The sequence below is a fragment of the Delftia sp. DLF01 genome (genome assembly GCF_014852125.1).
Taxonomy (GTDB): Bacteria; Pseudomonadota; Gammaproteobacteria; order Burkholderiales; family Burkholderiaceae_C; genus Comamonas; species Comamonas acidovorans.
In genome coordinates, this window is sequence record NZ_JACVAZ010000008.1 from 33,117 (window position 1) to 58,863 (window position 25,747).

Sequence of the window (25,747 nt, forward strand, 5' to 3'; positions counted from 1 at the left end):
GAGGCGCGGAGGGTCAATCCAAAGTGATGTTCTGGTCGCGGATCAGCTGGTGCCAGCGCGTGCTTTCGCTGGCCAGCAGCGCGGCGAACTGCTCGGGCGTGTTGCCCACGGGCTCCACGCCGAAATCCACGAGCTTCTGGCGCACGGCGGGCTCGTTGATCGCGGCCACGACCTGCCTGTGCAGGGCCGCGATGACCGGGGCCGGGGTCCTGGCGGGCGCCACCAGTCCCACCAGGGCGGCGGCCTGCACCTTGGGCAGGCCCAGCTCGGCGAAGGTGGGCACGTCGGGCAACTGGGGCAGGCGCGTGGCGTTGGCCACGGCCAGCGGGCGGACCTTGCCGCCCTTGATGAAGCCTGCGCCCGCGGCCAGGTCCACCATCATCACGGGCACCTGGCCGCCAGCCACGTCGCCCAAGGCCGGTGCCGCGCCCTTGTAGGGGGCGTGCACCAGCTTCAGGCCGGCCTCCACCCTGAGCAGTTCCATGGCCAGGTGGTGCGGGCTGCCGGCGCCGGCGGAGGCGTAGTTCACGCCGTCCTTGCTGGTGCGCGCCTGGGCCAGGAAGTCTTTGGCCGTGGCCGCTGCCATGCCGGGGCCGGCCACCAGGATCATCGGGAAGCGGCCCATCAGCGTGACCGGCGCAAGGTCCCTGGCGGGGTTGTAGCTGAGGCTCTTGTAGAGCACGGGATTGAAGACCAGGGTGCCGTTGTCGGCCGACAGCACGGTGTAGCCATCGGCGGCGGCGCGCGCGGTTTCCGAGGCGCCTATGGCCGTGTTGCCGCCCGGGCGGTTGTCCACCACGATGGGCTGGTGCACCTGGCCGCCCCAGGCCTGGCCTATGGTGCGGGCCAGGAAGTCCGAGCCGCCGCCGGCCGCGTAGGGAACGATCCAGCGCACGTTCCTGCTGGGGAATCCGTCCTGGGCCAGCGCGCCGGGCAGGGCGGTGGCCGATAGCAGGCCTGCGGCCAGTGTGGTGAGGAAAAGGCGCTTGTGCATGGGGCTTGTCTCCGGTGAGGCCTGGGTGGAATCCATGGAATCTTGTTTTGCGTAATTTTTCTACGCATTGCGTAAAAACACCGCCCGGGATTACCCGCAAGCTGCGGCACAATGCCCCGCCAGCCCTTAAAACAGGCCTTTCCAGACCCGCCCTGACGCCATGACTTCCACTGTTGCCTCCGAGATCGACGAGTCCGCGCCGCCGCGCGAAAGGCGCCAGCGCGTGCAGGCCGCCGAGACCTGCCTGGCCGTGCTCAAGGCCCTGGCCACGCTGGGCGGACGCGCCAGCCTCACGGCCATCGCGGGCGCGGTGGAGGAAAGCCCGGCCAAGGTCCACCGCTACCTGGCCAGCCTGATGGCCGAGGGGCTGGTGGAGCAGGACCGTGGCGGCACGCAGTACGCGCTGGCGGCCGAGGCCATGCGCGTGGGCCTGGCCGCCATGCGGCAGTCCGACCCCATCCGCCTGGCCGAGCCGGCCCTATTGCACCTGCGCGAGGCCTTGCAGGTCACCAGCTTCGTGGCCGTGATGGGCAACCTGGGGCCGACCATCGTGCGCTTCGAGGAGCCGGGCCTGCCGGTCACCGTCAATGTGCGCGTGGGCTCGGTGATGTCGCTGCTGTGGTCGGCCACGGGGCGCGCCTTCTTCGCCTTCATGGACGACGATGCCCGCGTGGATGCGCTGCTGGCCCGGGAGCTGGCCGAGGCGCCGGCCGCGCGGCGCGCGCTGCTCGATGGCGCGGACCCGCTGGGCACGCTGCGCCGCGAGATCCGCGCTGCGGGCTGCGCCTCGGTGCGCGACGTCAACCTGCCGGGCATCAGCGCCGTGGCGGCGCCGCTGCACGACTACACGGGCCATGTGGTGGGCGTGCTGTGCGCGCTGGGCGCCAGCGGCGGCTTCGACCCGGATCCGCAGGGCGCGGTGGCCCGGGCCCTGCGCGCCGAAGCGGCGCGCGTCAGCGCCTCGCTGGGCCATCTGCCCGGCTGAGGCCCGGCTGAGGCCCGGTTGAGGCCTGCAGCCCGCTGCCGCTACGGCGTCACCAGCGTGTAGGCCATGCGCACGCGCTGCATGTCGCGGCCCAGGCGGCGGCTTTCGGGCAGGCGGCGCACCCAGGCCAGCTGTTTCACGGTGCGCGCCATCAGGGCGCGGGTTTCGGGCTCCATGGACTGCACGAAATCCCGCCAGGCCGTGCGCGCGGCCGGCATGGCGCCGGCCTGCTCCAGTATCCAGGCCGTGGAGTGGGCGTAGCACAGGGCATCGCGCACGCGGCACAGCGCCAGGGGCAGGTGGGCGGCAGGGTCGTCCTCGAAGTCGATGAAGCCGATCACGCCGTCGGCACAGCAGACCATGTTGCGCGCAAAGGCCTGGCTCAGGCAGTCGCCGCTGCCATGCACTTGCTGCAGGGTCTGCAGGCCCTGCAGCCACAGCGCCAGCGTGCGGCCATCGCCCCGGGGCAGGGCGGCTTCCATGGCATTGCCCAGCGAGGGCGCCTCCACGCCGGGGCTGCCCAGGTGGCGCATGGCAAAGCCGTCCTCGCACTCGGCCAGCACGGCAGGCACGCGCAGGCCGCGCTGCGCGAGCTGGCGCAGGCGGCGTACCTCGGTGCGGATGGCTTCGTGGCCGCCGGGATTGGGCACGGGCCGCAGCACGGGCAGGCGCAGGCACAAGGCGAGCAGGGCCAGCGCGCGATAGCGCCATGCCGGGTTGCTGGCGCCCGCGCGCTTGACCCAGATGGTTTCGTCTTCCCGGTCATAGCGCTGGATGCTGAGAGGCTGGCTCAGCACATGGGCGCGCAAAAAGGCGTCGTAGTCTGGCGGCTCGGGAGGCGGGACGGCGGAGGACGGTTCGGACACGGCAGGCTCTGGAAAGTGAGTGGCTGGCGCGCAACGCCAGCCGGATGCGGCAATTGTGCCGTGCCAGGACTGGCCGCTTGCGCCGGCCGGCAGGGGCGCCAGGGTTTGCACTGCGGCAAGGCCGGTGGATTTGCCGCTTGGCAGCCGGAAAATTGAGACAATCGTTTCATCTTTAGCAGTGCCGAAAACCATTCATGAACACAGAAGACAGTGGCAAGCTGGTGGCCGCCCTGGTGCGCGGCATCTCCGTGCTCCAGTGCTTTTCCAACAAGCACCAGGAACTCAGCGCCCGTGAACTGATGGACATGACGGGCCTGCCCAAGCCCACGCTGTTCCGCCTGATCGACACCCTGTGCGAACTGAACCTGATGCGCTACTCCGAGCGCCTGTCCAAGTACGTGCCGGGCGTGGGGCTGCTGAACCTGTCCTCGCCCGTGCTGGCGCGCATGCACATGCGCCAGTTCGCGCGGCCGCACATGCAGGAGCTGGCCAACCATCTGGAAGGCCAGATCCAGCTGGCCGTGGGCCACGGCCGCCAGCTGTGCCTGGTGGAGCTGGCCAACGGCCTGACCAACAAGGTCTTCCTGCCCGAGATCGGGGTGCACATCTCGCTGTCGCGCACCGCCACGGGCCGCGCCTACCTGCTGAGCCTTCCCGAGGCCGAGCGCGAGGCCTTCATCGCGGAACTGCAGGCCGACGATCCCGCACGCGCCCAGCAACTGCGCGAGCGGCTCGACGATGCGCGGCGCGACCTGGCCGAGCACGGCTTTTGCCGCAGCCACGGCGACCTGCACCGCGAGATCCAGTCCATTGCCGTGCCCATGTCCACGGCCAAGGACGGCGAGTACTGGGTGTTCTCGGTCTCCCTGCCCATCTACAGCCCGCAAAGCCGCGCGCTGGAAAGCGATGCCGGGCCGCGCCTGATCACGCTGGTGCGCCTGGTCGAGGGCATGCTGGGCGCCTCCAGCCTCTCGTGAATCAGCGGGCGCTGCGCCAGACTTCCTGCGCGCGGCCTGCGCCCACCTTCTCCAGCACGCTGGCGGTGTCGGAGCCTGCGGCATTCGCAGGACCCGGCGCATAGGCCTGGCCGTCAAAGCGCGGCGCGGGGCTGGCCTGCAGGGCGCCACCTTCGGGCTGCAGGTAGACGCCGCGCGCCTGCAGGTGCGGGTGGCGGGCTGCTTCCACGGGACTGAGCACGGCGCCGAAGCAGGCATCGCTGCCTTCCAGCAATTGCTGCCAGTGCGCGCGGGGCCGGGAGGCGAACAGCGTCTGCAGCTGCGCGCGCCGCGCCGGCCAGGCGGCGCGGTCCCACTGCGGGCCCTGGAACGCAGCGGCACCGGCCAGGCCCAGCCTGTCCAGCAGCAGGGCGTGGAACTGCGGCTCGATGGCGCCCACGGTGATGAAGCCGCCATCGGCACAGGCATAGGTTTCGTAGAACGGCGCACTGTCGTGGATGCTGTTGCCGCGCTCGTCGGCCACCAGCCCGCGCTGGCGCGCGTGCAGCATGAGGTTGAGCATGTGCGCCGCACCATCGACGATGGCTGCATCCACCACCGTGCCGCGTCCCGTGGCGCGTGCCTGCACGATGCCTGCCAGCAGCCCCGTCATCAGGTACATGGCGCCGCCGCCGATGTCGCCCAGCGTGGCAAAGGGCGAGACCGGCCGGGCATCGGCCGGCGCGCATCCCCACAGCGCGCCCGAGACGGCGGCATAGTTGTTGTCGTGGCCAGCTGCCTGGGCCAGCGGGCCGTCCTGGCCCCAGCCCGTCATGCGGCCATAGACCAGGCGCGGGTTGAGGGCCTGGCAGGCCTCTGGCCCCAGGCCCAGGCGCTCCATGGTGCCGGGCCGCATGCCTTCGATCAGCGCATCGGCATCGCGCACCAGGGCGAGCACCAGGTCACGCCCTTCGGGTGACTTGAGATCGGCGAACACCGAGCGCTTGCCGCGCGACAGCGCGGAGGCGCCCGCAGCAGGTCCGGCCTCGGGCCGCACGATGGACACCACATCGGCCCCCAGGTCCGCCAGATGCATGGCGCAGAACGGCCCCGGGCCGATGCCGCCAATCTCCAGCACGCGCACGCTGTCCAGCACCTTCATGGCGTCTCCGTCGAAATCGGGTCAGTCGAGTTGCAGCTGGCGGCTGGTGATCAGCGCGCCCCAGCTCTTGCGGTCGTTGTCCACCAGCTGGGTGAACTGCGCCTGCGGCATGCCGCCGGGGCGGCCGCCGAGCTCGCGGTAGCGGCGCGCCACCTCGGGGTCCCGGAGCACGGCGACAAGGCCGTCGGTGAGCTTGCGCACCACGGCGGGCGGCGTCTGCGCGGGCAGGAAGAAACCCATCCAGCCGACCTTGTCGAAGTCCTGCAGGCCCAGCTCGGTGGTGGTGGGCACCTCGGGCAGCTCGGGCTCGCGCTGCGCGCCCGTCACGGCGATGGGATGCAGCTTGCCGGCCTTGATATGCACCAGCGATGCCGTGAGGTTGTCGAACATGAACTGCGTCTCTCCCGACACGATGGCCGCCGTGGCCGGTGCAGAGCCGCGGTAGGGCACATGCACCACGTCCACGCCCGTGCGCTCGCGCAGCAGCTCGCCCATGAGGTGCGTGGTCTGGCCCACGCCGGCCGAGGAGAACGACAGCTTGCCCGGCGCCTGCCGCGCGGCCTTGAGCAGATCGTCCAGCGAGCGCACCGGCGATGCCTGCGGCACGACCAGCACGTTGGAGAACGAGATCATGTCCGTCAGCGCCACGAAGTCCTCGGGCCTGTAGGGCAGCTTCTTGTAGGCCGTGTAGTTGATGGCGTTGGAGCCCGTGTTGCCCACCAGCACCGTATAGCCGTCCGGCTGCGCGCGTGCCACCTGGCTGGCACCGATGGAGCCGCCCGCGCCGGGCCTGTTGTCCACGATGACGGGCTGGCCCAGCCGCTCGCCCAGCTTGAGCGCCAGCAGCCGCGCGGGAATGTCGGTGGAGCCCCCGGCCGCGCCCGGCACGACCAGGGTGATGGGCCGGGTGGGCCAGGCGTCGGCTGCAATGGCGGCCGTGGCGCACAGCCAGGCGGCAGCCGCCAGCGTGAGACGTTTGAACATGGTGTTTCTTCTCCGCGCGTGTGCTGGGCCAGGGCGCTTCTCAGCGAGGACTCATCCGAATGGCACCGTCCAGGCGAATCGTCTCGCCATTGAGCATGGGATTTTCAAGAATGTGCAGCGCGGTCAGCGCGTACTCGGACGGATGGCCCAGGCGTGCGGGGTTGGGCACGGAGGCGGCCAGCGACTGGCGGATGTTGTCGGGCAGCTTGGCCAGGATGGGCGTGTCGAACAGGCCCGGCGCAATGGTGCACACGCGGATCATGCGCGTGGCCAGGTCGCGCGCGGCGACGATGGTCATGCCGATGATGCCGGCCTTGGCCGACGCATAGGGAATCTGGCCGATCTGCCCCTCGTAGCCCGCCACCGAGGCCGTGAGCACGCAGGCGCCGCGCTCGCCTTGCACGGGCTCGTTGCGCGCCATGCTGGCGGCGGCCAGGCGCAGCGTGTTGAAGGTGCCGATCAGGTTCACGCGCACGATGCCTGTGTACTTGTCGAGCGAGCCGGGGCTGCCGTCCTTCTCCACCAGCCGCAGCGGCCCGCCCACACCCGCGCAGTGCACCAGGGCGCGGAACTCGCCAAAGTCCTCGGCGGCCGCAATGGCGGCGGCCATCTGGTCGGCGTCGGCCACGTCGGCCTTCACGAAGCGCAGCCGGCTGCCGTGGCGCTGGCGGGCGGCGTCCACCATGGCCGCGCCGCGGTCCTCGTTCAGGTCCACCACCACCACGTTCAGGCCGCGTTCCAGCAGCGCCTGGGCCGATGCCTCGCCCAGGCCCGATACGCCGCCCGTCACCAGGGCCGTCATGTTCTCTTGCAGTTGCATGGATGTGTCTCCGGTGCCTGGCTCACAGGCGTTCGATGATGGTGGCGTTGGCCATGCCGCCGGCCTCGCACATGGATTGCAGGCCGTAGCGCGCGCCGCTGTCCTCCAGCGCGTGCAGCATGGTGGTCATCAGGCGGATGCCCGAGGCGCCCAGCGGATGCCCCAGGGCGATGGCGCCGCCGCGCGGGTTCAGCCGCTCGGGGTCGGCGCCCAGTTCTTTCAGCTCTTTCAGCCAGGCCAGGGGCACGGAGGCAAAGGCCTCGTTGATCTCGCAGTGGTCCATCTGCTCCAGCCGCATGCCGGCCTTGGCCAGCACGCGCCGCGTGGCGGGAATGGGGGCCGTGAGCATGTACAGCGGATCGTCGCCCACCACGTCCAGCGCCACGAAGCGCGCACGCGGGCGCAGGCCCAGTTGCTGGGCGCGCTTCTCGCTCATCAGCAGCATGGCGCTGGCGCCGTCGGTCATCTGCGAGGCATTGCCCGCCGTGGTGTGCCAGCGGATCTGCGGAAAGCGCGCCGACAGCTCGTCGTTCTGGAACACGGCCTTGAGCGCGCCCAGCTTCTGCGCCGTGGTGCCCGGGCGGATGGTCTCGTCGGCCTTGACGAGGCCGGCAGGCGTGGTGATGCCCACGATCTCGCGCTCGAAGTGCCCGGCCGACTGGGCCGCATGGGCGCGCTGGTGCGATCGCGCGGCATAGGCATCCAGTTCCTCGCGGCCCAGGCCCCAGCGCGCGGCCACGAGGTCGGCCGACACGCCCTGGCCCACCAGCCCCGGCGCAAAGCGCGCATCGAAGCGCGCGCCCGTGGTGTTCTGCCCCATGCGCGAGCTGCCCATGGGCACGCGGCTCATGGACTCCACGCCGCAGGCGATCACCATGTCCTGCGTGCCCGACATGATGGCCTGCACGGCAAAGTGCACCGCCTGCTGGCTGGAGCCGCACTTGCGGTCGATGGTGGTGGACGGCACATGGGCCGGCAGGCCTGCGGCCAGCCAGGCCAGGCGGCCCGGCGTGCCGGCCTGCTCGCCGGCCTGGCTCACGCAGCCGGTGATCACATCGTCCACCGCGCCGGGGTCGATGCGGTTGCGCTGCACGAGCTGCTCCAGCACCTGGCTGAGCAGATCGACGGGGTGGAGCTGGGCCAGGGCGCCATCGGGCTTGGCCCGGGCCATGGGACTGCGGATGGCATCGACGATGACAGGAGTGTTCATGCGGATTTAATGAGACTGGAGGTTCATGAAATGAATGATAAGTCTCGAAATTTGCATTGAGCAAAGCGTTTTCCCGGATGAAAAACCGCGCACAAACAAAAATACTTGCTGAAAACCCGATGAATTCGAGACGACGGATTCAAAAAAGCAAAGGAGACAGGCGTGCATGACTTTCACAGCTGGGCCGATGCCCGGCCCGACCGCGTTGCGCTGACCATGGGCGACAGCGGCCAGCAGCACACGGCGGGCGCGCTGGCGCAGCGCTCGCGCGAGGTGGCGCAGTGGATGGCCGGGCAGGGCCTTGCGGCCGGCGACACGGTGGCCGTGCTGATGGAAAACCGCGTGGAGATCCTGGAGCTGGTGCTGGCCGCGCGCCTGGCGGGCCTGTACGCGGTGGTCATCAGCACCCACCTGACGGCGCCCGAGGTGGCCTACATCCTGGGCGACAGCGGGGCGCGCCATGTCTTTGCCTCGGCCGCCACGGCGGCGCAGCTGCCGGCTGCGCTGGCCGCCACCGTGCATTCGGTGGACGGGCACTGCGCATCCACGGGCCTGCCGTCGCTGGCCGATGCCCTGGCCGCCTGGCGTGCGCAGGCGCCCGCGCCCATCGACCTGTCCAGCCGTCCGCTGGGGCGCGACCTGCTGTATTCCTCTGGCACCACGGGCCGGCCCAAGGGCATCAAGAAGGCGCTGCCGGCGGCGCTCTACCGCACGCAGGCCGACCCCGAATTCCTGGCCTGGCAGCGCAACATGGGCTTTGATGCCGACGCGGTCTACCTCTCGCCCGCGCCGCTGTACCACGCAGCGCCGCTGCGCTACTGCCTGCGCACGCTGGACGGCGGCGGCGCGGTGGTGATCACGGCGCGCTTCGACGCTCAGCAGGCGCTGGCCATGATCGAGCGCTACCGCATCACCCACAGCCAATGGGTGCCGACCATGCTGGGCCGCCTGCTGCAACTGCCCGAGGAGGTACGGCACGGCTATGACCTGTCCAGCCACCGCTGCGCCATCCATGCGGCCGCGCCCTGCCCGGTGGCCGTCAAGCAGGCGCTGCTGGACTGGTGGGGCGACATCCTGCTGGAGTACTACGCAGGCTCCGAAGGCTGCGGCATCACCCTGATCAACTCCGCCGAATGGCGCCGGCGTCCAGGCTCCGTGGGCCGCGCCAGCTACGGGCGGCTGCGCATCGTGGGCGACGACGGGCAGGAGCTGCCTGCGGGCCAGATCGGCCGCGTGTTCTTCTCGGACGTGGCGCCCTTCGCCTACCTCAACGACCCCGCCAAGACCCGCGAGGCCATCGACGAGCGCGGCTGGGCCACCTACGGCGACCTGGGCCATGTGGATGAAGAGGGCTACCTCTTTCTCAGCGACCGGCGGGCCGACCTCATCCTGTCGGGCGGCGTCAACCTCTATCCGCAGGAGATAGAGAACGCGCTGGCCACGCACCCGGCCGTGCAGGAGGTGGCCGTGGTCGGCGTGCCCGAGCCCGACTTCGGCGAGCAGCCCATGGCCGTGGTCGTGCTGCGCCAGGGCCATGCGGCCAGCGCCGAGATGGCGCGCGCCATCGTCGCCGAGGCCGGCGCCACGCTGTCGCGCCTCAAGCGCCCGCAGCGCCTGCAGTTCGTGGACGAGCTGCCGCGCCTGCCCACGGGCAAGCTGCTGCGCCGCGTGCTCAAGGACAGGCTGCGCGAGCAGCCACACGCGGGCTTCAAGCTGCGCAGCGCCTGAACGGCCCTTCACCGTCTTTCCTCACCGACAACCACCGGATACCGACCCATGCAAGACCTGACCGAGCGCTCCGTCTACCGCGAAGACCATGAACAGTTCCGCGAGCAGGCCCGCCGCTTCTTCGAGCGCGAGATCGTCCCCCACCATGCCGAATGGGAGCGCCAGGGCATCGTGCCCAAGGAGGTCTGGCGCAAGGCCGGGCGCGAAGGCCTGCTCAACCCCATGCTGCCCGAGCCCTACGGCGGCGGCGGCGACTTCGGCCATGCGGCCGTGCTGCTGGAGGAGATCGCGCGCACGGGCGCCAGCGGGCTGGGCTTTCCGCTGCATTCGGACATCGTCGCGCCCTACATCCATGCCTATGGCAGCAAGGCCCAGAAGGACCGCTGGCTGCCGCGCATGGCCGCAGGCGAGCTGATCGGCGCCATCGCCATGACCGAGCCCGGCGCGGGCAGCGACCTCAAGTCCGTGCGCACCACGGCGCGGCGCGAGGGCGACCACTACGTGCTCAACGGCCAGAAGACCTTCATCACCAACGGCATCAATTCAGAACTGGTCATCGTCGTCGCCAAGACCGCGCCCGAGATGGGCGCCAAGGGCGTGTCCCTGATCGTGGTCGAGGACGGCATGCCCGGCTTCTCCAAGGGCCGCAAGCTCGAGAAGATCGGCCTCATGGCGCAGGACACCTCGGAGCTGTTCTTCGACAGCGTGCGCGTGCCGGCCGACCACCTGCTGGGCGAGGAGAACGCGGGCTTCAGGTACCTCATGCACGAACTGGCCCAGGAACGCCTGGTGGTGGCCGTGCGCGCGGCCGCCTCCATCGAGGCCTTTTTGCACAAGACCATTGCCTACACGCGCGAGCGCAAGGCCTTCGGCCAGCCGGTGTTCGACTTCCAGAACACGCGCTTCAAGCTGGCCGAGGCCAAGGCCCAGGCCACCATGCTGCGCGTCTTCGTGGACGACTGCATCGCCCTGCACCTGCGCCGCGCGCTCGCCCCCGACCGCGCCGCCATGGTCAAGCTCAATGCCACGGCGCTGCAAAACCGCCTGCTCGACGAATTCCTGCAACTGCACGGCGGCTACGGCTACATGACCGAATACCAGATCGGCCGCGCCTGGACCGATGCGCGCATAGGGCGCATCTACGGGGGGAGCGACGAGATCATGAAGGAGATCATTGCAAGGACACTGTGAATCCCTGAGCGGCTGCGCGGGCGTGCGGCGCCCTGATCCGGGGGCGGCCAGCCGGGGCGATGTGTGGCGGCAGCACATCATGAAGGCCCTTGCTCCGGCCGCTTGTCCTAGGCTTTTCCCAAGCCCGTTCCGGGTGGGAGAGTCGGCAACTTCCCTTTGGCAATCCTATTTTTCGGCAGAAACTGGAATTTCCATGGGGCGGCTCATTCTTCCATGATCTTTCCGTATCGAAAGACCGGGAGGGCGCCCCGACAGGGCGTGAGCACCAATGACACGCCGAGTCACCATCCATACGCCATTGGGCGATGAATTGCATTTCCGTGAATTGCGCGGCCAGGAAAACATCAGCCAGCTCTTCAGCCTCGATGTGGAAATGCTCAGCGAAAGCGAAAGCATCGATCCCAAGGCCCTGCTGGGCCGCAATGCCACCATCGAAATAGAAACCCAGGGCGGTGGCAGGCGCTTCATCGACGGCATCGTCACCCGCTTCGGCATGCAGGGCCAGGACCACCGCCACTATGCCTACAAGGCGTGCCTGAGCCCCTGGCTGTGGCTGGCCACGCGCAAGAGCGACTTTCGCATCTTCCAGAACCAGACCGTGCCCGACATCATCGAGCAGGTATTGGGCGTCTATGGCCATCCCCTGCAAAAGAAACTCACGCGCGCCTATCGCAGCTGGGACTACTGCGTTCAATACAACGAAAGCGATTGCGACTTTGTCTCGCGATTGATGGAGCACGAAGGCATTTACTACTTCTTCGAGCATGCCTCGGGCCAGCACACCCTGGTGCTGTGCGACGACATCATTGCCTCTCACAGCGCATTGCCAGGCGGCGAATCCATTCCCTTCTATCCCCCCGAAAAAGCCGCTGCAGGCGACCAGGAAAACATCCACGCCTGGCAGCTGGAGCAGGAAATCAAATCGGGCCGCCATTACAGCGACGACTACGACTTCAAGAAACCTCGGGCCGACCTCACCCACCTGCGGCGCGACCCACCAGGCCATGCGCACGACGGCCATGAAACCTACGAATGGCCGGGCGGCTACACGGAGTACGGCGATGGAGAGGCCTACATCCGCGTGCGCCTGAAGGAAAGCCTCACGGGCCAAAGCCGGGTGCGGGGCCAGTCCTGCCACCGGGCGCTGGCCACGGGCTACACCTTCAGCCTCTGCAACTACCCGCGCGGCGACCAGAACCAGCAGTACCTGATCACCGGCCTGAGCTACCACCTGAAAGAAAACCCTCGCGTCAGCGCGATCACCAGCGTACGTGGCGTCCCATCCGCACCGAGTGCCCGGGACGGCGGCAAGGAAGACGGCTCCTTCCAGCGCTACGAGTTGCAGGCCCAGCCCACGAGTCTTGCCTACACCCCTGCACGCACCACGCCCAAGCCGCGTACCACCGGCCCGCAGACCGCCGTCGTCGTGGGCCCTGCTGGGCAGGAGATATGGACCGACGAATACGGCCGCATCAAGGTGCAGTTCCACTGGGACCGCCTGGGCAAGAAGGACCAGAACTCCGGCTGCTGGATACGTGTTGCCACCCAATGGGCGGGCACAGGCTTTGGCGTTATCTCCATCCCGCGCATCGGCATGGAAGTCATCGTGGACTTCCTCAATGGCGACCCCGACTACCCCATCGTCACGGGCTGCGTCTACAACGCGGCCAACATGCCGCCCTGGGCGCTGCCGGCCAACGCCACGCAATCGGGCATCAAGACGCGGTCGAGCAAGGGCGGCGCACCGGGTGCCGGCATGAAGAACGGCCCGGGTGACGCCAACGCCATCCGCTTCGAGGACAAGGCCGGGCAAGAACAGCTGTGGCTGCACGCGCAAAAGGACCAGCTCACCGAAGTCGAGAACGACGAGGACAAATGGGTGGGCAACGACCGGCGCAAGACCATCGACCGGGACGAGACCAGCGTGATCCACCGGGACCGCACGGAGACCGTGGACCGCAACGAGAAGATCGACGTGCATGGCTGGCGCACGGAGGTGGTGGACCTGGACGAGACCCTCATCGTCCACCAGAACCGCACGCGCACGGTGGACCTGGATGAAAGCATCCGCATCTGCAAGAACCGCACGAAAACCGTGGATGCCAATGGGCGCGACAGCATCGGCCGCAACTGGACCTTGGCCACGGGGCGCATGAAATCCGAAACCGTGGGCATTGGCTACACGCAGGGCACGGGCCTGTTCAAGATGGTCACCGTGGGGTGTGCCTACAACCTCAACGTAGGCGCGGTGCTGATGAGCAACGTGGGTGTCCTGCGAAGCGACAGCGTGGGGATGGACTGGAGCCGGGCCGTGGGGCGCAACCGCAGCGCGCAGGTTGGAAGCGATGAAGGCCTCATCGTGGGCAACAACCGCAGCAGCACCATCCAGAACAACGACAGCACCGAGGTAGGGCAGGACCAGGCGGTTAACGTCGGCAACGACCACGCGCTGCGGGTGGGCGCCAACAGCCTGGTCGATGCGGGCGGACAGCTGGCCCTGGCGGCGGGCACCACGCTGACGGTCGATGGGCAACAGGTCATCGTCACCGGCACCCGAAGCATCCGGCTGCAATCGGGGGCGAGCTCCATCGAGATCTCTCCGGCCATGGTCGAGATCAAGTCGCCGCTGGTGAAGATCAACTGCTGAACCCGGGACACTCGCATGGGACAACCTGCAGCAAGAGTGGGAGACATGCATGCCTGCCCCGCCCACGGGGGCGGCGCCATTCTCTCCGGCCAGGCCAATGTGCTCATCGGCGGCATGCCGGCGGCCAGGGTCACGGACCAGGCGCTGTGCCCCCGTTCACCGCCCGATGCCCTGGCCGAAGGCGAAGCCACGGTTCTGATCGGTGGCAGGCCCGCGGCCCGCATGGGGGACAGGACCGTGCACGGCGGCGTGGTCGTCTCGGGCTGCACCACCGTCTGGATCGGTGCGAATGCGGGCCGGTGCCTGGCCGAAGCCGCGCAATCGGGGGCCGCCTTCGTGTCGGCCATGGAGGACTGAATCGCCATGTCCACCTTGATCCCCCCAGGCCCCGGCACGCCGGACGATCTCCAGATGGCGCGCCAGGCCGTGCTCGAAAAGGTGGCGGCGACCTATGACGGCCTGCTCTACGCCATCGTGGATGCGGCGGCGGATGAGCACCTGCATGACGCCCTCCTGGCCGAGCCGCCGCAGTCGTGCATCAACTGCCTGTATGACGGCATGCCCGCCGCCCGCTATGCGCGCTACGCGCCCTATCTCATGCGGGTGCATGCAGGCAGTCCGCTGTTCCAGCGCTGGCCGCATGAAGGCTGGCAGGCGCACTGGGGCATTTTCCTGATCAGCCGGCTGCCGGCCCCTGCGCTCAAGCGCCATCTCAAGCGGTTTCTGCAGGCCAGTGGAGACGGCGGCCAGCGGCTGTGGCTGCGCTTTTACGACCCGCGCGTGCTGCCTCGCCTTCTGGCGCAGTTCGACCCGGCGCATCTGGGGGACTGGTTCCGCGGCCACAGCATCCTCGCCTGCCTGGCACCGCATCCCGAGGGGATCTGGGTCGGCATGGCGCAGCGCAAGTTTCTGGACCATGTCACAGGCCTGGCGCGCCTGGACAACAGGCAATGGGAGGTGTCTTCGCCATGATGGAAATTTCAACCCTGGAAATGCAGCGCACGCTGCGCCGCAACCTGGTGCCCAGCGAGGGAGGGATTGCCGCCATCGTGCGGCAGACCTGCCATCTCAGTGAGCAGGATTGGCCGCATGACAGGCTGCTGGCCCATACCCGGCGAGGCCTTGACCGTGCGGTGGGCTGGGGCCTGTCGACGCCGGACGATGTCATCGGCTTCCTGGCCTTGCGCCACCAGTTTGGCGAGCGCTTCGACGAGTTTCCCGCCGTGCGCAAGTTTCTCTCGCGCACCGACCTGCCGCCTGACGGACGCATCCAGTTGATGATGCTTGAACTGCCGATGGGCATCTGGGACGTGGTGCGGCGGCGTACGCCGGCAGGCGAGTCCTCCTCGCCCCTGGGAGGCCCGGGTGCATGAGCTGCGAGCAACTGGTCCCCGCCTTCATTGCCCTCAATCGCCTGAAGCGGTCCAGGGAGCTGTGCAAGGCCGTCGTGCTTGTGGGCTTCAACAAGGTATGCGGTACCCGGGACTTCGACAACGAACTGGACCGCAGGGCGCTGTGCGAGCTGTTTTGCTGCTGCATGACCGGCGGCCTGGGCCAGCGCTGCGTGGCCGGCGTGGTCATGCAGGCCGACGGGTTTGAAGGCTACCGGGGCTACTACAAGCAGGAAGTGCCGTACCTGAACAAGGCCCCCGTCATGTCGCGCAGGGAGCCCGTACGACCCACGCGCAGCCGGCCTGCGGGCTCGCGCATCCCGGATGTGGTCGTGGTGAAGAACCCGCGCCTTCCGCCTGTGCTGGACAACGTGCAGCGGGTCTATGAGATGAAGTTTCCGGGGGATGGCTTTTCCAATGCTGAAGGGCCAGACGGCAAGAGTCAGTTTCATGCGTACCGAGAAATTTTCGAAGACAAGTTTCTCCAGAAGGCCTTGGACGCCGGAAGCTGCGCTTGCGACAGCGATGGAGAAAAGTCGAACGAAAGTGTGTTGAACCAGGCAGTGCGATGGCAGGCCAACAGGGAAAAGGCCATCTCTTTGGCAGAGCGGGTGAATGCGGATACGTCGGCTGCGGTGGGGGCTGCGGCCGGTGCGTCCGCACTGGGGCGGGTACTTCGAGGTGTAGGCGCGGTAGGGACTGCACTGGCAAGAGTCCTTGGGTTGTCATTCTGAAACGATGGCTTCGGTACGGTGAGATATGGAGGATGAATATGGCAAAAGATTTCAAAAAACCTTTGAGCACCAGAGAGCTGCAAAAAGCCACCGTGGCGACGATGGATATTCTCAAGGCGCTGGTACTGTGCAATCAGTTCGGTGATGTCTGTGCAAGAGCCGGCTGGACCATTGAAATGGTGTTCCATGAGGGAGATTCCTTGGCTGTGCGTGAACGTGCATGGAAAGTGGTTGATCTTTTTTGTGAGGCCGTAGGGAAGGAGAAATTGGTTTATTGGTATGACGGAATGCCTGCCATGCTGACCAGCGCAATGGCACAAAAGAAGTTGACCGCGAAGAAGCAGAAGAGCCTAGACAATCCTAAAGGTTATGCACTGATTTTTCATATGGCTTCCGGAAAGCCAAAGCCGCCTGAACTGTGGGAAAACAATGCACAAGACTTTCGCCTTTACTGTTGTATCAACAACGACGAAGGGCTTTGGATGAAGGATCGCTATCAATCACCTGGAATAGGGCCTGCCATGTCTTTCATCCGCATGGCATTTCCTGCATGGTGGGTTTTGAATCAACCGTCCGAGCGCAATGTCGGTTGGATCACCTCTCAAGTGGTGGAATTGATGCAGCCTTTCTGGGCTACGGCGGGTTGGGGCATCATGTCTGCTGTGGAAGAGCGCAATATCGATCCCGACGGAAAAGGTCAGCAAATACTCTATCCTTATCTTCAGCGATTTCCAGGCTTGAATGCTTTAGGTAGCCACGCCTTGCAGAGTCATGACTTCAACAACGCTATGTACAGCATCAACTGGCTGAGTTTTGTCAGCGATGCATTGCTGGAGAAACTGGGTGGGCGGGAGGCCGTACGAAAGAAGGTGCAGGCCAGCCAATACCTTTCCGCCGGGGATGTGGGCAACTGCCTGGGGATTCGTGCAGGAGACTTTCCGGGGCTTGGGGATATGGACCAGGGGCTGACGCTGCCCGCCTTTGGCGAGGCGGCTCGCCTGCTCAAGCCGGCTCGTGCCAAATTTCGGCTCAACAGTTTTGTTGCCCCACCGCCTTCCGGCTCTAACGATGAACATGCATGGCTGCTGGCATGCGATGCCTATATGAGCCGGTTTGATTTGTTCTGATTTCTGGTGTTTTGAAGTAATGGAGAAGATAGCGATGGCTGCGGAACATGATTTCAACTGGCCTTGCGGCAATGATAAAGCGAATGTTGCCACCGTGGCGACGATGGATATTCTCAAGGCGCTGGTATTGCAGAACCAATTTGGGCGCATTTGTGCAAGAGCAGGCTGGACCATCGAGATGGTGTTCCATGACGGGGATTCATTGGCCGTGCGTGAGCGTGCATGGAAAGTGATTGATCTGTTTTGTGAGGTTGTTGGCGCAGACAAGCTTGCAATATGGTGGGGTCTGGCGCCTATGTCACTGACCAGCAAGCAAGCACAAGCGAGAATTGCCAAACACAAGCCGAGTACGCTTAACAATCCCGAAGGGTTTGCGATGATTTTTGATCTAGCTTCGGGAAATCCAAAGCCACCAGATGACTGGGTTGAAAATGCTCAAGACTTTCGACTTCACTGCCGTATAAACAACGATGAAGGTATTTGGCTACATGACCGCCATATCTCGCCTGGCATAGGTCCTGCCATGTCTTTCATTCGCATGGCATTTCCAGCATGGTGGATTCTTGACCAGCCACCTGAGCACAACGTGGGCCGGATCACTACCCAGGTGGTGGAGTTGATGCAACCCTTCTGGGCTATTGCCGGATGGGGTGTCATTCCTGCAGTGGAAGAACGCAATATCGGACCTGTTGGCAAGGGCCAGCAGGTGCTATATCCCTATCTGAAGCGGTTCCCAGGATTGAATGCCATAGGAAGTCTTGCATTGTTCGATCATGATTTCAACAACGCCATGTACAGCATCAATTGGCTCAGTTTTGTCAGCGATGCATTGCTGGAGAAACTGGGTGGGCGGGAGGCCGTGCGAAAGCAGGTGGAGGCCAGCCAATACCTTTCCGCCGGGGATGTGGGCAACTGCCTGGGGATTCGGGCAGGAGATCTTCCGGGGTTGGGGGACATGGATAAGGGACTGACACTGCCAGCCTTTTGCGAGGCAGCGCGCCTGCTCAAGCCGATTCGTGCCAAATCCCGGCTCAACAACTTCATCGGACCGCCGCCTTCCGGATCCGACGACGAAGACGCGTGGCAATTGGCATGCGATGCCTATATGCGTCGTTTTGATGAATTCTGAATGGAAAGCACCATGAAGCCACAGCCCATCGCCCCGTTGATGGATGCCGTGTTGCGCACGCTGGGACGGCATAGCCGGCAGGACTACCTGCGCCTGGCTCTGCACCAGGCGGGATTGAGCGATGCGCAGCTGCTGAAGATCGACCACGCCCCACCTTACCCGGTGACATGGGCGGAGAGGGGGCTGGGCCTGGTCCTTCAACGCCTGGCCTGGGGCGACATGCCAGGCGCTCCGACATGGGGCGTGCACAGCGTGACCCTGGATGCGCAGCGCTGGAAGGGGTCCTGGCCCATGGGCCTGGATCCGGAGACCGTGACCGCGCAGGAATTCGTCAGTCTGCTGGCCCAGGACCAGTCCGAGGCGCTGTGCCTGCCCCAGATGGCCTGCTGCACGACCCGCGGCTTCGACGAGCAGACATGGGCACTGGTGGCAGTCTTTGGCGGCGCCAGCGGCGCTTTGCAGAATTTGACGATGAGCCGGGTCGGGGAATGGGTGGGGCTTTCCATGCTTCCGGTCTGGCAGGGAGCCGGGTAGCGGGTGGGCCATGTGGGAGATAGGGCCCCCTGGGCGCCAGTTCCGACCGGGCGCCACGGACATGGCGGCGCGGCTACACTGCGGGCCATTCATTCGAGGGGCTGGCCGTGGCCGGCTCCTTCCCCCTGTTTTCCCTAGAGATTTCCGCCATGTCCAACGACGCCCACGAAGCCACCGCCCTGCCCGACGAGCCTGCCCTGACGCCCGAGGCGCTGGAGGAACTCGACGATCTGCTCGACGAGCTGCGCACGCGCGGCGAGGAGATTCCGCAGTGGGAGTTCTGCGACGGTTTCCTGACGGCGCTGATCTGCACGCGCCGCGAGGTGCCGGCCGCCGAGTGGCTGCCCATGCTGCTGGGCGACGGCGGCACGCTGGAGGTGGCCGAGGGCCAGCCGCTGCCACTGATGGAAGTGTTCAAGGACGCGGCGCAGCAGGCGCGCTTTCTGGAGCTGGTGGGCCTGCGCATGGACGAGATCCGCACCCAGCTGGACGCCGATGTGAAGACGCTGGAAGACGACCGCACCTTCCAGCCCGAGGCCATGGACATGCGCGGCGCCATCCTGTCGCTGCCCGAGGAAGAGCGTCCCGATGACGGCGAGATTCCCTCGTTCGGCCAGATCTGGGCGCTGGGCTTCATGTTCGTGGTCGAGAACTGGGCCGAGGAATGGGCCGCCCCGCGCGACAAGGAAGCCGCCGGCTGGCTCAACGAGGCGCTCAACGCCGTCGTGGCCCTGACCGAGGACGACACCGGCAAGCCCGAAGTCTGCATGTACGACGAGGACGGCCCCGCCAGCACCAGCCAGGAGCGCGTGGAGCAGTTCGGCGAGGCCATCTGGGCGCTGTACGACCTGCGCCAGATCTGGAAGAGCATGGGCCCGCGCCAGGAAACCATCGTCAAGGGCGAGCAGCCGGGCCGCAACGACCCCTGCCCCTGCGGCAGCGGCAAGAAGTTCAAGAAGTGCCACGGCGCCTGAGCGCCCGCGCCACAGGCTTTGGATGCACGGGCCATGAGACATATCGGTGAACGCATACGCGCCCGCCGCGCCGAACTGGGCATGACCCAGGGCCGGCTGGCCGAGGCGGCGGGCATCACGGCCTCGGCCGTGTCGCAGATCGAATCGGGGGCCATCCGCACCCTCAAGAACGACACCCTGGCCCGCGTGGCCCTGGCGCTGCAGACCACGGCGCTGGAGCTGACGGCCGGCCTGGAAGACGACAACGCGCCGCTGCCCGTGGACGAGCAGCGCCTGCTGGAAAGCTACCGCGCCCTGCCTGCACCGCTGCAGGAGATCGCGCACCGGCTCATAAAAGCCTTGCGCTGATCAGCGCATTGAGGCGCTGCAAGGCGTGTGCCACGGTGGCCTGGCGCACGGCGGCGCGGTCGCCGTCAAAGCGCAGGCATTCGCTGTGCGTGGTGCCGTACACGCTCCAGCCGAACCAGACCGTGCCCACGGGCTTGGCGGCGCTGCCGCCGCCGGGCCCGGCCACGCCTGTCACGGCCACGCTGCACTGCGCGCGTGAGTGGGCGATGGCGCCTTCGGCCATGGCGCGCGCCACGGGCTCGCTCACGGCGCCGTGCTCGGCGATCAGCGCCTCGGGCACGCCCAGCAGGTCGTGCTTGGCCGCGTTGGAGTAGCTGACAAGGCCGCGCTCGAACCATTCGCTGGAGCCGGCGCGGTCCGTGCAGGCCGCAGCGATCATGCCGCCCGTGCAGCTCTCGGCCGTGGCCAGCATCCAGCCGCGCTGCAGCAGCAGGCCTGCCAGGGTTTCGACGAGTTCGTTGGATGCGTTCATGCCCGTTCCTTCAGCCGATGAAATGGCGCCACAGGGCGATGACCAGCAGCGTGCAGAAGGCGGCCACCAGGTCATCGAACATGATCCCCCAGCCGCCGCGCCAGCCGAAGCCCTTGAAGCATCGGTCGGCCCATTTGACGGGCTGGGGCTTGGCGGCATCGAAGAAGCGGAACAGCCCAAAGGCGATGAGCTGGCCCCAGAAGCCCGTGGGCATGACCAGCCACAGCACCAGCCAGAAGGCGACGATCTCGTCCCAGACCAGGTTGCCCGGGTCGGCCACGCGCATGTGGCGCGCCGTGACCGTGCAGGCCCACCAGCCCAGGGGAATGCTGCCCGCGATCAGCAGGCCGATCTGCTGGGGCGTGAACCAGTGCTGCAGCAGCAGGAAGGACAGCCAGGCCCACAGCGTGCCCACGGTGCCGGGCGCGATGCGCCCCAGCCCCGAGCCCAGCCCCATGGCGATGAAGTGGGCCGGGTGGGACGTCATGAATTCCAGCGTGGGGCGAGCCATGCCGCCCTGCGGCGGGCCTTCCGGTGGGCGCGCCGCAGAGGCAAAGGTGGGGGTAGCAGGATCGCCGGAAACCTCCGGCCGCAGCGGCGCGTCACTCATGGGGCCAGATCATAAGCGCGGCCCTGGTGCTTCACTGACGCTCTTCCACCGCCAGATCCTGCGGATGGCGGATCTGGTGGCGGGCCTCGAAGCTGGCGCTGGCGCCAGCGGCCAGCGGCTGCTGCCAGGCGATCATGCCGTTGCGGTCGTTCCAGCGCGTGGTGGCCGGCTGCGGGTTGTATTGGGACTGCACGCGGATCTGCTCGTTGCGCGAGACGGGTGCGGCGTCCACCACCTGCAGCTCGATGGCGCGGTCATGGCGGTTGTCCACCTGGAAGCGCCGCGTGACCTGGCGTTCGGTGCTGCTGCTGAGCAGGCCGCCGCTGCCCGTGGCCGAGTCCACGGGCAGGTTGCGCACGACCACCTTGTCGTCACGGCCGAAGGACAGGCCCTGGGCCAGCGCGGTGGCGTTGCCGAAGTCCAGCCGGCCCTGGCCGGCGAAGGCGCCGTCGCGGAACAGGGCCACGGGGCCTGCGGGCCACACGCCGGCCGGCACGGCCAGCTGGGCCACCAGGTAGGCGGCCTCTTCCACGGCGGGCGCCGTGCGCGTGAGCAAGGTGGCCGGCAGGTTCTGCGAGCCCAGGGCCAGGGTCACGCGCTCGCTGCTGGAGGGCACGCTGATGCGGTAGGGCACGGAGAACTGCGTGGCGTAGGCGGTGTTGAGGCTGGCGACATCGAGCACCGGCAGTTCGGCGGCCTCGCCGGCCGCCCCGGGCTTGCGGGCGCGCTCCAGCATCATCGCAGGGGCCGCCGGGGCCGGCGCTGGCGGAGGGGCCATGGCGGCCACGGGGCGGGGCCGTTCCACATCCAGCGTCCAGGGATTGGGCAGGCGCGCCTGCGTGCTGCGCGAAGGCTGGCCCGTGGACAGCAGCAGCTGCACCTGGCTCCAGTCCTCGCCGCTGTTCTGGGCCACCAGGGCCAGGCGTTCGATGGCCACCGTGCCCTTGGCCGGGTCCAGCTGGGCGCGGTAGGTGGGCTGCCAGCTCGGGCCGCGCACCTGGTAGGTGAGCTGCACATTGGCATCGGCCGGGCTGGCCAGTTGCACGGTGACCTTCATCACCTGGGCGTTGCCTGCGCCCGTGCGGTCGCGTTCGAGCTGCAGCGGCCTGAGCTGCTCCTGCAGCGCCTGCTTTTGCCGCAGGATCTGGTGGGCGCGCAGCGTGTTGCCACGGCTGGTGCTGCGCAGCGCCTCGGTGGCGGCACCCAGCTGGCTGGCGGCGGGCAGGGCGGGGGCTTTGGCGTCATCGCCGGGCTTGGCCAGGCCTTGCAGGTAGTCGCCCACGAGCTTGGCGGCGGACTCGTCGGCCTCCAGCGCGGCCAGCTGGTCTTCCAGCGTGCGGATCTGCTGCTCCAGCGGGCTGGCGCAGGCCTTGGAGGCCAGTTCGCGCGGCTGCGACTGCAGCTTGTAGTCGCCCAGGCGCACGCCGGCATCGGCGCTGACCTGCAGGCTCTGCGGGTCGATGGAGCCGGGCAGGCACTCGAACACCAGCTGGCGCGTGGCGGCCGTGATGCGCGCCGTGCGCTCCACCGAGGCCACGCCCGCATACAGGGTGACGCGCGCGATGGGGGCGCGGGCGATGGTGGCTTCCTGGGCTTGTGCCTGGGCCTGGACCGGGGTGCCTGCCAGCAGGAAGCAGGCGGCGGCCAGGGCAGAGAGGGCGGGCAGGGCGGAGCGTTGAACCATGGGCAGTCCTTCTCGGATGAAAGTGGTTTGGCGCGGCGTCAGGCCGCAGCGAAGTGGTCGAATGAGGTCCACCGGGGCGCCATGGCCGCTCCGTCCGGGCCGATCAGCCGCAGGCCGGGCGGGGCCTCGATGCAGCCTATGCGCGTCACGCGCGTGGCGGTGTCGCGGCCTGCGGCCTGCACGGCATCGCGCCGGTCGGCCGGGGCCGTGAAGCACAGCTCGTAGTCGTCGCCGCCGGACAGGGTGCACTGGTGCAGCAGGTCGATGGCCAGGGGCGTGTGCCGGCCGGCATCGAGCAGCGGCGTGATCAGGCGCGTATCCAGGCTGGCGCCCACGCGGGATTGCTCGAGGATGTGGCCCAGGTCGCCCAGCAGGCCGTCGCTCACATCCAGCGCGCTGCTGGCAATGCCGCGCAGCGCCTGGCCCAGGGCCACGCGCGGCGTGGGCGCTTCCAGGCGCTGGCGCGCGGCGGCCAGCGTGCCGGGTGGCAAGGTGGTGTGGCCCAGCAGGGCTTCCAGCGCCAGGCGGGCATCGCCCAGGCTGCCGCTGACCCAGATGTCGTCGCCCGCGCGCGCGCCGCTGCGCAGCAGGGCCTGGCCGGGCGGCACTTCGCCGAAGACGGTGATGCAGATGTTCAAGGGCCCCTGGGTGGTGTCGCCGCCGACCAGTTCGCAGCCGTGGGCGTCGGCCAGGGCCAGCAGGCCGCCTGCGAAGGCCTCGGTCCAGGCCGCATCGGCACGCGGCAGGGACAGGGCCAGGGTGAAGGCCAGCGGGCGCGCGCCGCAGGCCGCCAGGTCGGACAGGTTCACGGCCAGGGATTTGTGGCCCAGCAGGCGCGGGTCCACGTCGGCGAAGAAATGCCGGCCCTCGACCAGCATGTCGCTGGAGACGGCCAGCTGCATGCCCGGCGCCGGGGCGAGCAGGGCGCAGTCATCGCCCACGCCCAGGGCGGCGCGGCGCACTGGGCGCTGGAAGAAGCGGCGGATCAGGTCGAATTCACCCACGGTGGCGGCTTTCGGATGCGTTTGGCGATCGGGCTATTGTGCTGCGAGGTTCGTGCTGCCCCGTATCAGGTGGTCTCGCCCACACCGGGCCGATGCTCCAGCGCCAGCGCATGGAAGGCCTGAGCGGCAGGCGACAGGCTGCGCTGGCGCCTGCGCACCAGGTACAGGTCGCGCCGGCGGTCGGCATCGGCCAGCGGGCGCGTCACCAGGCCAGGTTGCACGAAGTGGAACAGCGCCAGGGCCGGCACCACGCTGATGCCCAGGCCCGCGCGCACCATACCCATCACGGTGGCCAGGTGCTCCACTTCCAGCAAGGTGTTGAGGGGCGGGGCCTGCTCCTGCGATTCCAGGTACTGGCGCACGCTGCTGTGGCGGGCGAGCTGGATGAAGGGCTGGTCCCGCAGGTCGGCCATGGTCGGCGCGGGCAGGGCCGCCAGCGCATGGTCGGCGCGGCAGACCAGGTGCAGACGGTCGGCGCAGAACCATTCGGCCTGCAGCTCCTCGGTGTCGGCGCGGATGGCGGCCAGCGCCAGGTCGGCCTGGCCCGAGGCCACCTGGGCGATGCAGGACTCGGACAGCAGGTCCGACACCTGCAGCTGTATGCCCGGATGGCGCGCATGGAACAGCGCCAGCACGGGCGGCAGCCAGGCCGCCGCCAGCGAAGGCAGCAGGGCGATGGACACGCGCCCGCGCTGCAGCGCCGCCGCCTCGCGCAGGCCGTGCACGGCATCGCCCAGGTCGGCGCGTATGCGCTGCGCGGCATCGAGGAACTGCGCCCCCTCCTGCGTCAGCGCCACATGGCGCGTGCTGCGGTCGAACAGGCGCACGCCCACGCCGTCTTCCAGCCCCTTGATCAGGGCGCTGAAGGCCGGCTGCGACAGATGGCAGCGCTGCGCGGCCAGGGTGAAGCTGCTGAGCTGGGCCAGGGCGATGAAGGCATCGAGCTGGCGGGAGGAGATATTCATCGAGTTTTTGGATGAGTTGATCCGAATAATCGATTTCACAGATTAGCAGCCCTTGCCTACATTGGCCTGCATGGACCACCTGGAAACCTTCTTTGCCCCGGACAAGCCCCCGCTGTGGGTGGGCTGCGCAGCCGGCTTCTCGGGCGACCGCACCGATGCCGCCGCGCCCGTGGTGCGCGCCCTGGCGGCCAGCGGCCAGAGCGCCTGCCTGATCTTCGAGACCCTGGCCGAGCGCACGCTGGCGCTGGCCCAGCTCGCGCGGCGCGAGCAACCCGACGCGGGCTACGAGCCCCTGCTGGAGGACCTGCTGGAGCCCGTGCTGGCCGACTGCCTGGCGCATGGCATACGCATCGTCAGCAACTTCGGTGCCGCCAACCCCGAAGGTGCGGCGCGCTGCATCAAGCGGCTGGCGCAGCGCCTGGGCCTGCGCGTGCCGCGCATCGCCGTGGTGCATGGCGACGACGTCAGCGGCCCAGCGTACCGCGAGGCGCTGGGGGCCGCGCTGGGCGCAGAGTTCCCCGAGGATTCGCTGGTCAGTGCCAACGCCTACATCGGCGCGCGCGCGATTGCCGAGGCCCTGCAGGCCGGCGCCGAGATCGTGGTGGCCGGCCGCGTGTCCGACCCCTCGCTGACCCTGGGGCCGGCCATGGCGCATTTCGGCTGGGCCTGGGACGACTGGGACCGCCTGGCGCGCGCCACCATGGCCGGCCACCTGCTGGAATGCGGCGCCCAGGTCACGGGCGGCTACTTTGCCGACCCGGGCTTCAAGGACGTGCAGGGCCTGGCGCGGCTGGGCTATCCCATCGCCATCATCGAGCCCTCGGGCGACTGCACCATCACCAAGCCCGAAGGCACGGGCGGCCTGGTCAGCGAACGCACGGTCAAGGAACAACTGCTGTACGAGGTGCACGACCCGGCCGCCTACCTGACGCCCGACGTGGTGGCCGACCTGTCCGAGGCCGAGGTGCACCAGGTGGGGCCTGACGCCGTGCGCCTGAGCGGCGTGCGCGGCCATGCGCACAACGGCCACTACAAGGTCAATGTCTGCCATGCCTCGGGCTGGCTGGCCGAGGGCGAGATCTCCTATGCCGGCCCGCGCGCCCAGGAGCGCGCCCGGCTGGCCGGCGAGGTGCTGCGCGAGCGCCTGGGCGGCGAGGCCGCAGGCGACCTGCGCCTGGACTGGATCGGCGTGGCCAGCGTGCTGGGCGACGACGCCGGCCGCTGGCGCGACGCGCAGCCGGCCAGCGCAGCCG

The 25,747-nt window shown here is 67.9% G+C and carries 26 protein-coding genes; 15 read left to right on the forward strand and 11 right to left on the reverse strand.

The genetic code is table 11. The features are described 5' to 3' along the window. Positions 1 to 13: 13 nt before the first annotated feature. Complete coding sequence (locus IB269_RS28705) at positions 14 to 994, reverse strand: Bug family tripartite tricarboxylate transporter substrate binding protein (RefSeq protein ID WP_034389537.1); 981 nt, start codon at positions 992 to 994, stop codon at positions 14 to 16. 160 nt (positions 995 to 1,154) lie between these two features. Here IB269_RS28705 and IB269_RS28710 point away from each other — a divergent pair, with 160 nt between their 5' ends. After that, positions 1,155 to 1,979, forward strand: coding sequence for an IclR family transcriptional regulator (locus IB269_RS28710; RefSeq protein ID WP_192368930.1), 825 nt, complete (start codon positions 1,155 to 1,157; stop codon positions 1,977 to 1,979). A 41-nt stretch (positions 1,980 to 2,020) separates the two neighbouring features. Here the strand turns inward: IB269_RS28710 and IB269_RS28715 are convergent, their stop codons facing one another. Further along, on the reverse strand, positions 2,021 to 2,845 hold the full coding sequence (locus tag IB269_RS28715; protein WP_192368931.1) for a hypothetical protein: 825 nt from the start codon (positions 2,843 to 2,845) through the stop codon (positions 2,021 to 2,023). A gap of 194 nt (positions 2,846 to 3,039) precedes the next feature. On the opposite strand from IB269_RS28715, the gene IB269_RS28720 reads away from it, so the two are divergent. Further along, positions 3,040 to 3,822: an IclR family transcriptional regulator gene (locus IB269_RS28720; protein ID WP_012202623.1), complete on the forward strand. Its 783-nt coding sequence runs from the start codon at positions 3,040 to 3,042 to the stop codon at positions 3,820 to 3,822. A gap of 1 nt (position 3,823) precedes the next feature. On the opposite strand, the gene IB269_RS28725 is transcribed toward IB269_RS28720, so the two are convergent. From IB269_RS28725 to IB269_RS28740, 4 genes are read right to left on the reverse strand one after another with little or no spacing between them, the layout of a single operon-like run. Then, positions 3,824 to 4,942 carry a CaiB/BaiF CoA transferase family protein gene (locus IB269_RS28725; RefSeq protein WP_192368932.1) on the reverse strand — a complete coding sequence of 373 codons (1,119 nt, stop codon included), beginning with the start codon at positions 4,940 to 4,942 and terminating at the stop codon, positions 3,824 to 3,826. Positions 4,943 to 4,963: 21 nt separating this feature from the next. Beyond that, the gene (locus IB269_RS28730; protein WP_192368933.1) at positions 4,964 to 5,926 is read right to left on the reverse strand and encodes a Bug family tripartite tricarboxylate transporter substrate binding protein; all 963 of its coding nucleotides are present in this window, start codon (positions 5,924 to 5,926) and stop codon (positions 4,964 to 4,966) included. 40 nt (positions 5,927 to 5,966) lie between these two features. Continuing rightward, positions 5,967 to 6,746, reverse strand: a complete 780-nt coding sequence (locus IB269_RS28735; protein WP_046988290.1) for an SDR family NAD(P)-dependent oxidoreductase — start codon at positions 6,744 to 6,746, stop codon at positions 5,967 to 5,969. Positions 6,747 to 6,768: 22 nt separating this feature from the next. Beyond that, positions 6,769 to 7,956 (reverse strand): thiolase family protein, encoded by a 1,188-nt coding sequence (locus IB269_RS28740; RefSeq protein WP_016450521.1) that lies wholly within the window; start codon positions 7,954 to 7,956, stop codon positions 6,769 to 6,771. A gap of 162 nt (positions 7,957 to 8,118) precedes the next feature. On the opposite strand from IB269_RS28740, the gene IB269_RS28745 reads away from it, so the two are divergent. The 12 genes from IB269_RS28745 to IB269_RS28800 all read left to right on the forward strand — a co-directional run bounded on the left by IB269_RS28745 (position 8,119) and on the right by IB269_RS28800 (position 19,759). Next, positions 8,119 to 9,684: an AMP-binding protein gene (locus IB269_RS28745; RefSeq protein ID WP_192368934.1), complete on the forward strand. Its 1,566-nt coding sequence runs from the start codon at positions 8,119 to 8,121 to the stop codon at positions 9,682 to 9,684. A 48-nt stretch (positions 9,685 to 9,732) separates the two neighbouring features. Next, positions 9,733 to 10,875, forward strand: a complete 1,143-nt coding sequence (locus tag IB269_RS28750; RefSeq protein WP_192368935.1) for an acyl-CoA dehydrogenase family protein — start codon at positions 9,733 to 9,735, stop codon at positions 10,873 to 10,875. 268 nt (positions 10,876 to 11,143) lie between these two features. Then, positions 11,144 to 13,522, forward strand: coding sequence for a type VI secretion system Vgr family protein (locus tag IB269_RS28755; RefSeq protein ID WP_192368936.1), 2,379 nt, complete (start codon positions 11,144 to 11,146; stop codon positions 13,520 to 13,522). A gap of 45 nt (positions 13,523 to 13,567) precedes the next feature. After that, on the forward strand, positions 13,568 to 13,879 hold the full coding sequence (locus IB269_RS28760; protein WP_225614335.1) for a PAAR domain-containing protein: 312 nt from the start codon (positions 13,568 to 13,570) through the stop codon (positions 13,877 to 13,879). A gap of 6 nt (positions 13,880 to 13,885) precedes the next feature. Then, positions 13,886 to 14,494 carry a DUF4123 domain-containing protein gene (locus IB269_RS28765; protein WP_192368938.1) on the forward strand — a complete coding sequence of 203 codons (609 nt, stop codon included), beginning with the start codon at positions 13,886 to 13,888 and terminating at the stop codon, positions 14,492 to 14,494. Further along, positions 14,491 to 14,895: a hypothetical protein gene (locus IB269_RS28770; RefSeq protein WP_141831029.1), complete on the forward strand. Its 405-nt coding sequence runs from the start codon at positions 14,491 to 14,493 to the stop codon at positions 14,893 to 14,895. Before IB269_RS28765 ends, IB269_RS28770 begins: the two co-directional genes overlap by 4 nt. After that, positions 14,892 to 15,647, forward strand: coding sequence for a hypothetical protein (locus tag IB269_RS28775; protein ID WP_192368939.1), 756 nt, complete (start codon positions 14,892 to 14,894; stop codon positions 15,645 to 15,647). The genes IB269_RS28770 and IB269_RS28775 overlap by 4 nt, the downstream gene beginning before the upstream one ends. A gap of 38 nt (positions 15,648 to 15,685) precedes the next feature. Beyond that, the gene (locus tag IB269_RS28780; protein WP_192368940.1) at positions 15,686 to 16,774 is read left to right on the forward strand and encodes a type VI immunity family protein; all 1,089 of its coding nucleotides are present in this window, start codon (positions 15,686 to 15,688) and stop codon (positions 16,772 to 16,774) included. Continuing rightward, a complete protein-coding gene (locus IB269_RS28785; RefSeq protein WP_225614336.1) occupies positions 16,761 to 17,903 on the forward strand; it encodes a type VI immunity family protein in 1,143 nt (380 codons plus the stop codon). Before IB269_RS28780 ends, IB269_RS28785 begins: the two co-directional genes overlap by 14 nt. Next, positions 17,904 to 18,437 (forward strand): hypothetical protein, encoded by a 534-nt coding sequence (locus tag IB269_RS28790; RefSeq protein ID WP_192368941.1) that lies wholly within the window; start codon positions 17,904 to 17,906, stop codon positions 18,435 to 18,437. A 149-nt stretch (positions 18,438 to 18,586) separates the two neighbouring features. Beyond that, positions 18,587 to 19,411 (forward strand): UPF0149 family protein, encoded by an 825-nt coding sequence (locus tag IB269_RS28795; RefSeq protein WP_013804727.1) that lies wholly within the window; start codon positions 18,587 to 18,589, stop codon positions 19,409 to 19,411. 33 nt (positions 19,412 to 19,444) lie between these two features. Further along, positions 19,445 to 19,759 carry a helix-turn-helix domain-containing protein gene (locus IB269_RS28800; protein ID WP_012202639.1) on the forward strand — a complete coding sequence of 105 codons (315 nt, stop codon included), beginning with the start codon at positions 19,445 to 19,447 and terminating at the stop codon, positions 19,757 to 19,759. Here the strand turns inward: IB269_RS28800 and IB269_RS28805 are convergent. The 5 genes from IB269_RS28805 to IB269_RS28825 form a co-directional block, all read right to left on the reverse strand. Continuing rightward, positions 19,740 to 20,231 (reverse strand): CinA family protein, encoded by a 492-nt coding sequence (locus IB269_RS28805; RefSeq protein WP_071954022.1) that lies wholly within the window; start codon positions 20,229 to 20,231, stop codon positions 19,740 to 19,742. The two genes, IB269_RS28800 and IB269_RS28805, sit on opposite strands and share 20 nt — an antisense overlap. A gap of 10 nt (positions 20,232 to 20,241) precedes the next feature. Then, the gene (locus IB269_RS28810) at positions 20,242 to 20,742 is read right to left on the reverse strand and encodes a phosphatidylglycerophosphatase A (protein WP_192368942.1); all 501 of its coding nucleotides are present in this window, start codon (positions 20,740 to 20,742) and stop codon (positions 20,242 to 20,244) included. Between the two features lie 130 nt (positions 20,743 to 20,872). Next, the gene (locus tag IB269_RS28815) at positions 20,873 to 22,525 is read right to left on the reverse strand and encodes a DUF4139 domain-containing protein (protein ID WP_192368943.1); all 1,653 of its coding nucleotides are present in this window, start codon (positions 22,523 to 22,525) and stop codon (positions 20,873 to 20,875) included. A gap of 38 nt (positions 22,526 to 22,563) precedes the next feature. Continuing rightward, entirely contained in the window at positions 22,564 to 23,529 is a 966-nt protein-coding gene (gene thiL / locus IB269_RS28820) for a thiamine-phosphate kinase (protein WP_071954024.1), read from the reverse strand. Between the two features lie 65 nt (positions 23,530 to 23,594). Further along, positions 23,595 to 24,494 carry a LysR family transcriptional regulator gene (locus tag IB269_RS28825; protein ID WP_192368944.1) on the reverse strand — a complete coding sequence of 300 codons (900 nt, stop codon included), beginning with the start codon at positions 24,492 to 24,494 and terminating at the stop codon, positions 23,595 to 23,597. 70 nt (positions 24,495 to 24,564) lie between these two features. Between IB269_RS28825 and IB269_RS28830 the strand changes: the two genes are divergently transcribed. Continuing rightward, positions 24,565 to 25,747: acyclic terpene utilization AtuA family protein (locus tag IB269_RS28830; protein ID WP_192368945.1), on the forward strand; the 1,183-nt coding region annotated here is incomplete at its 3' end.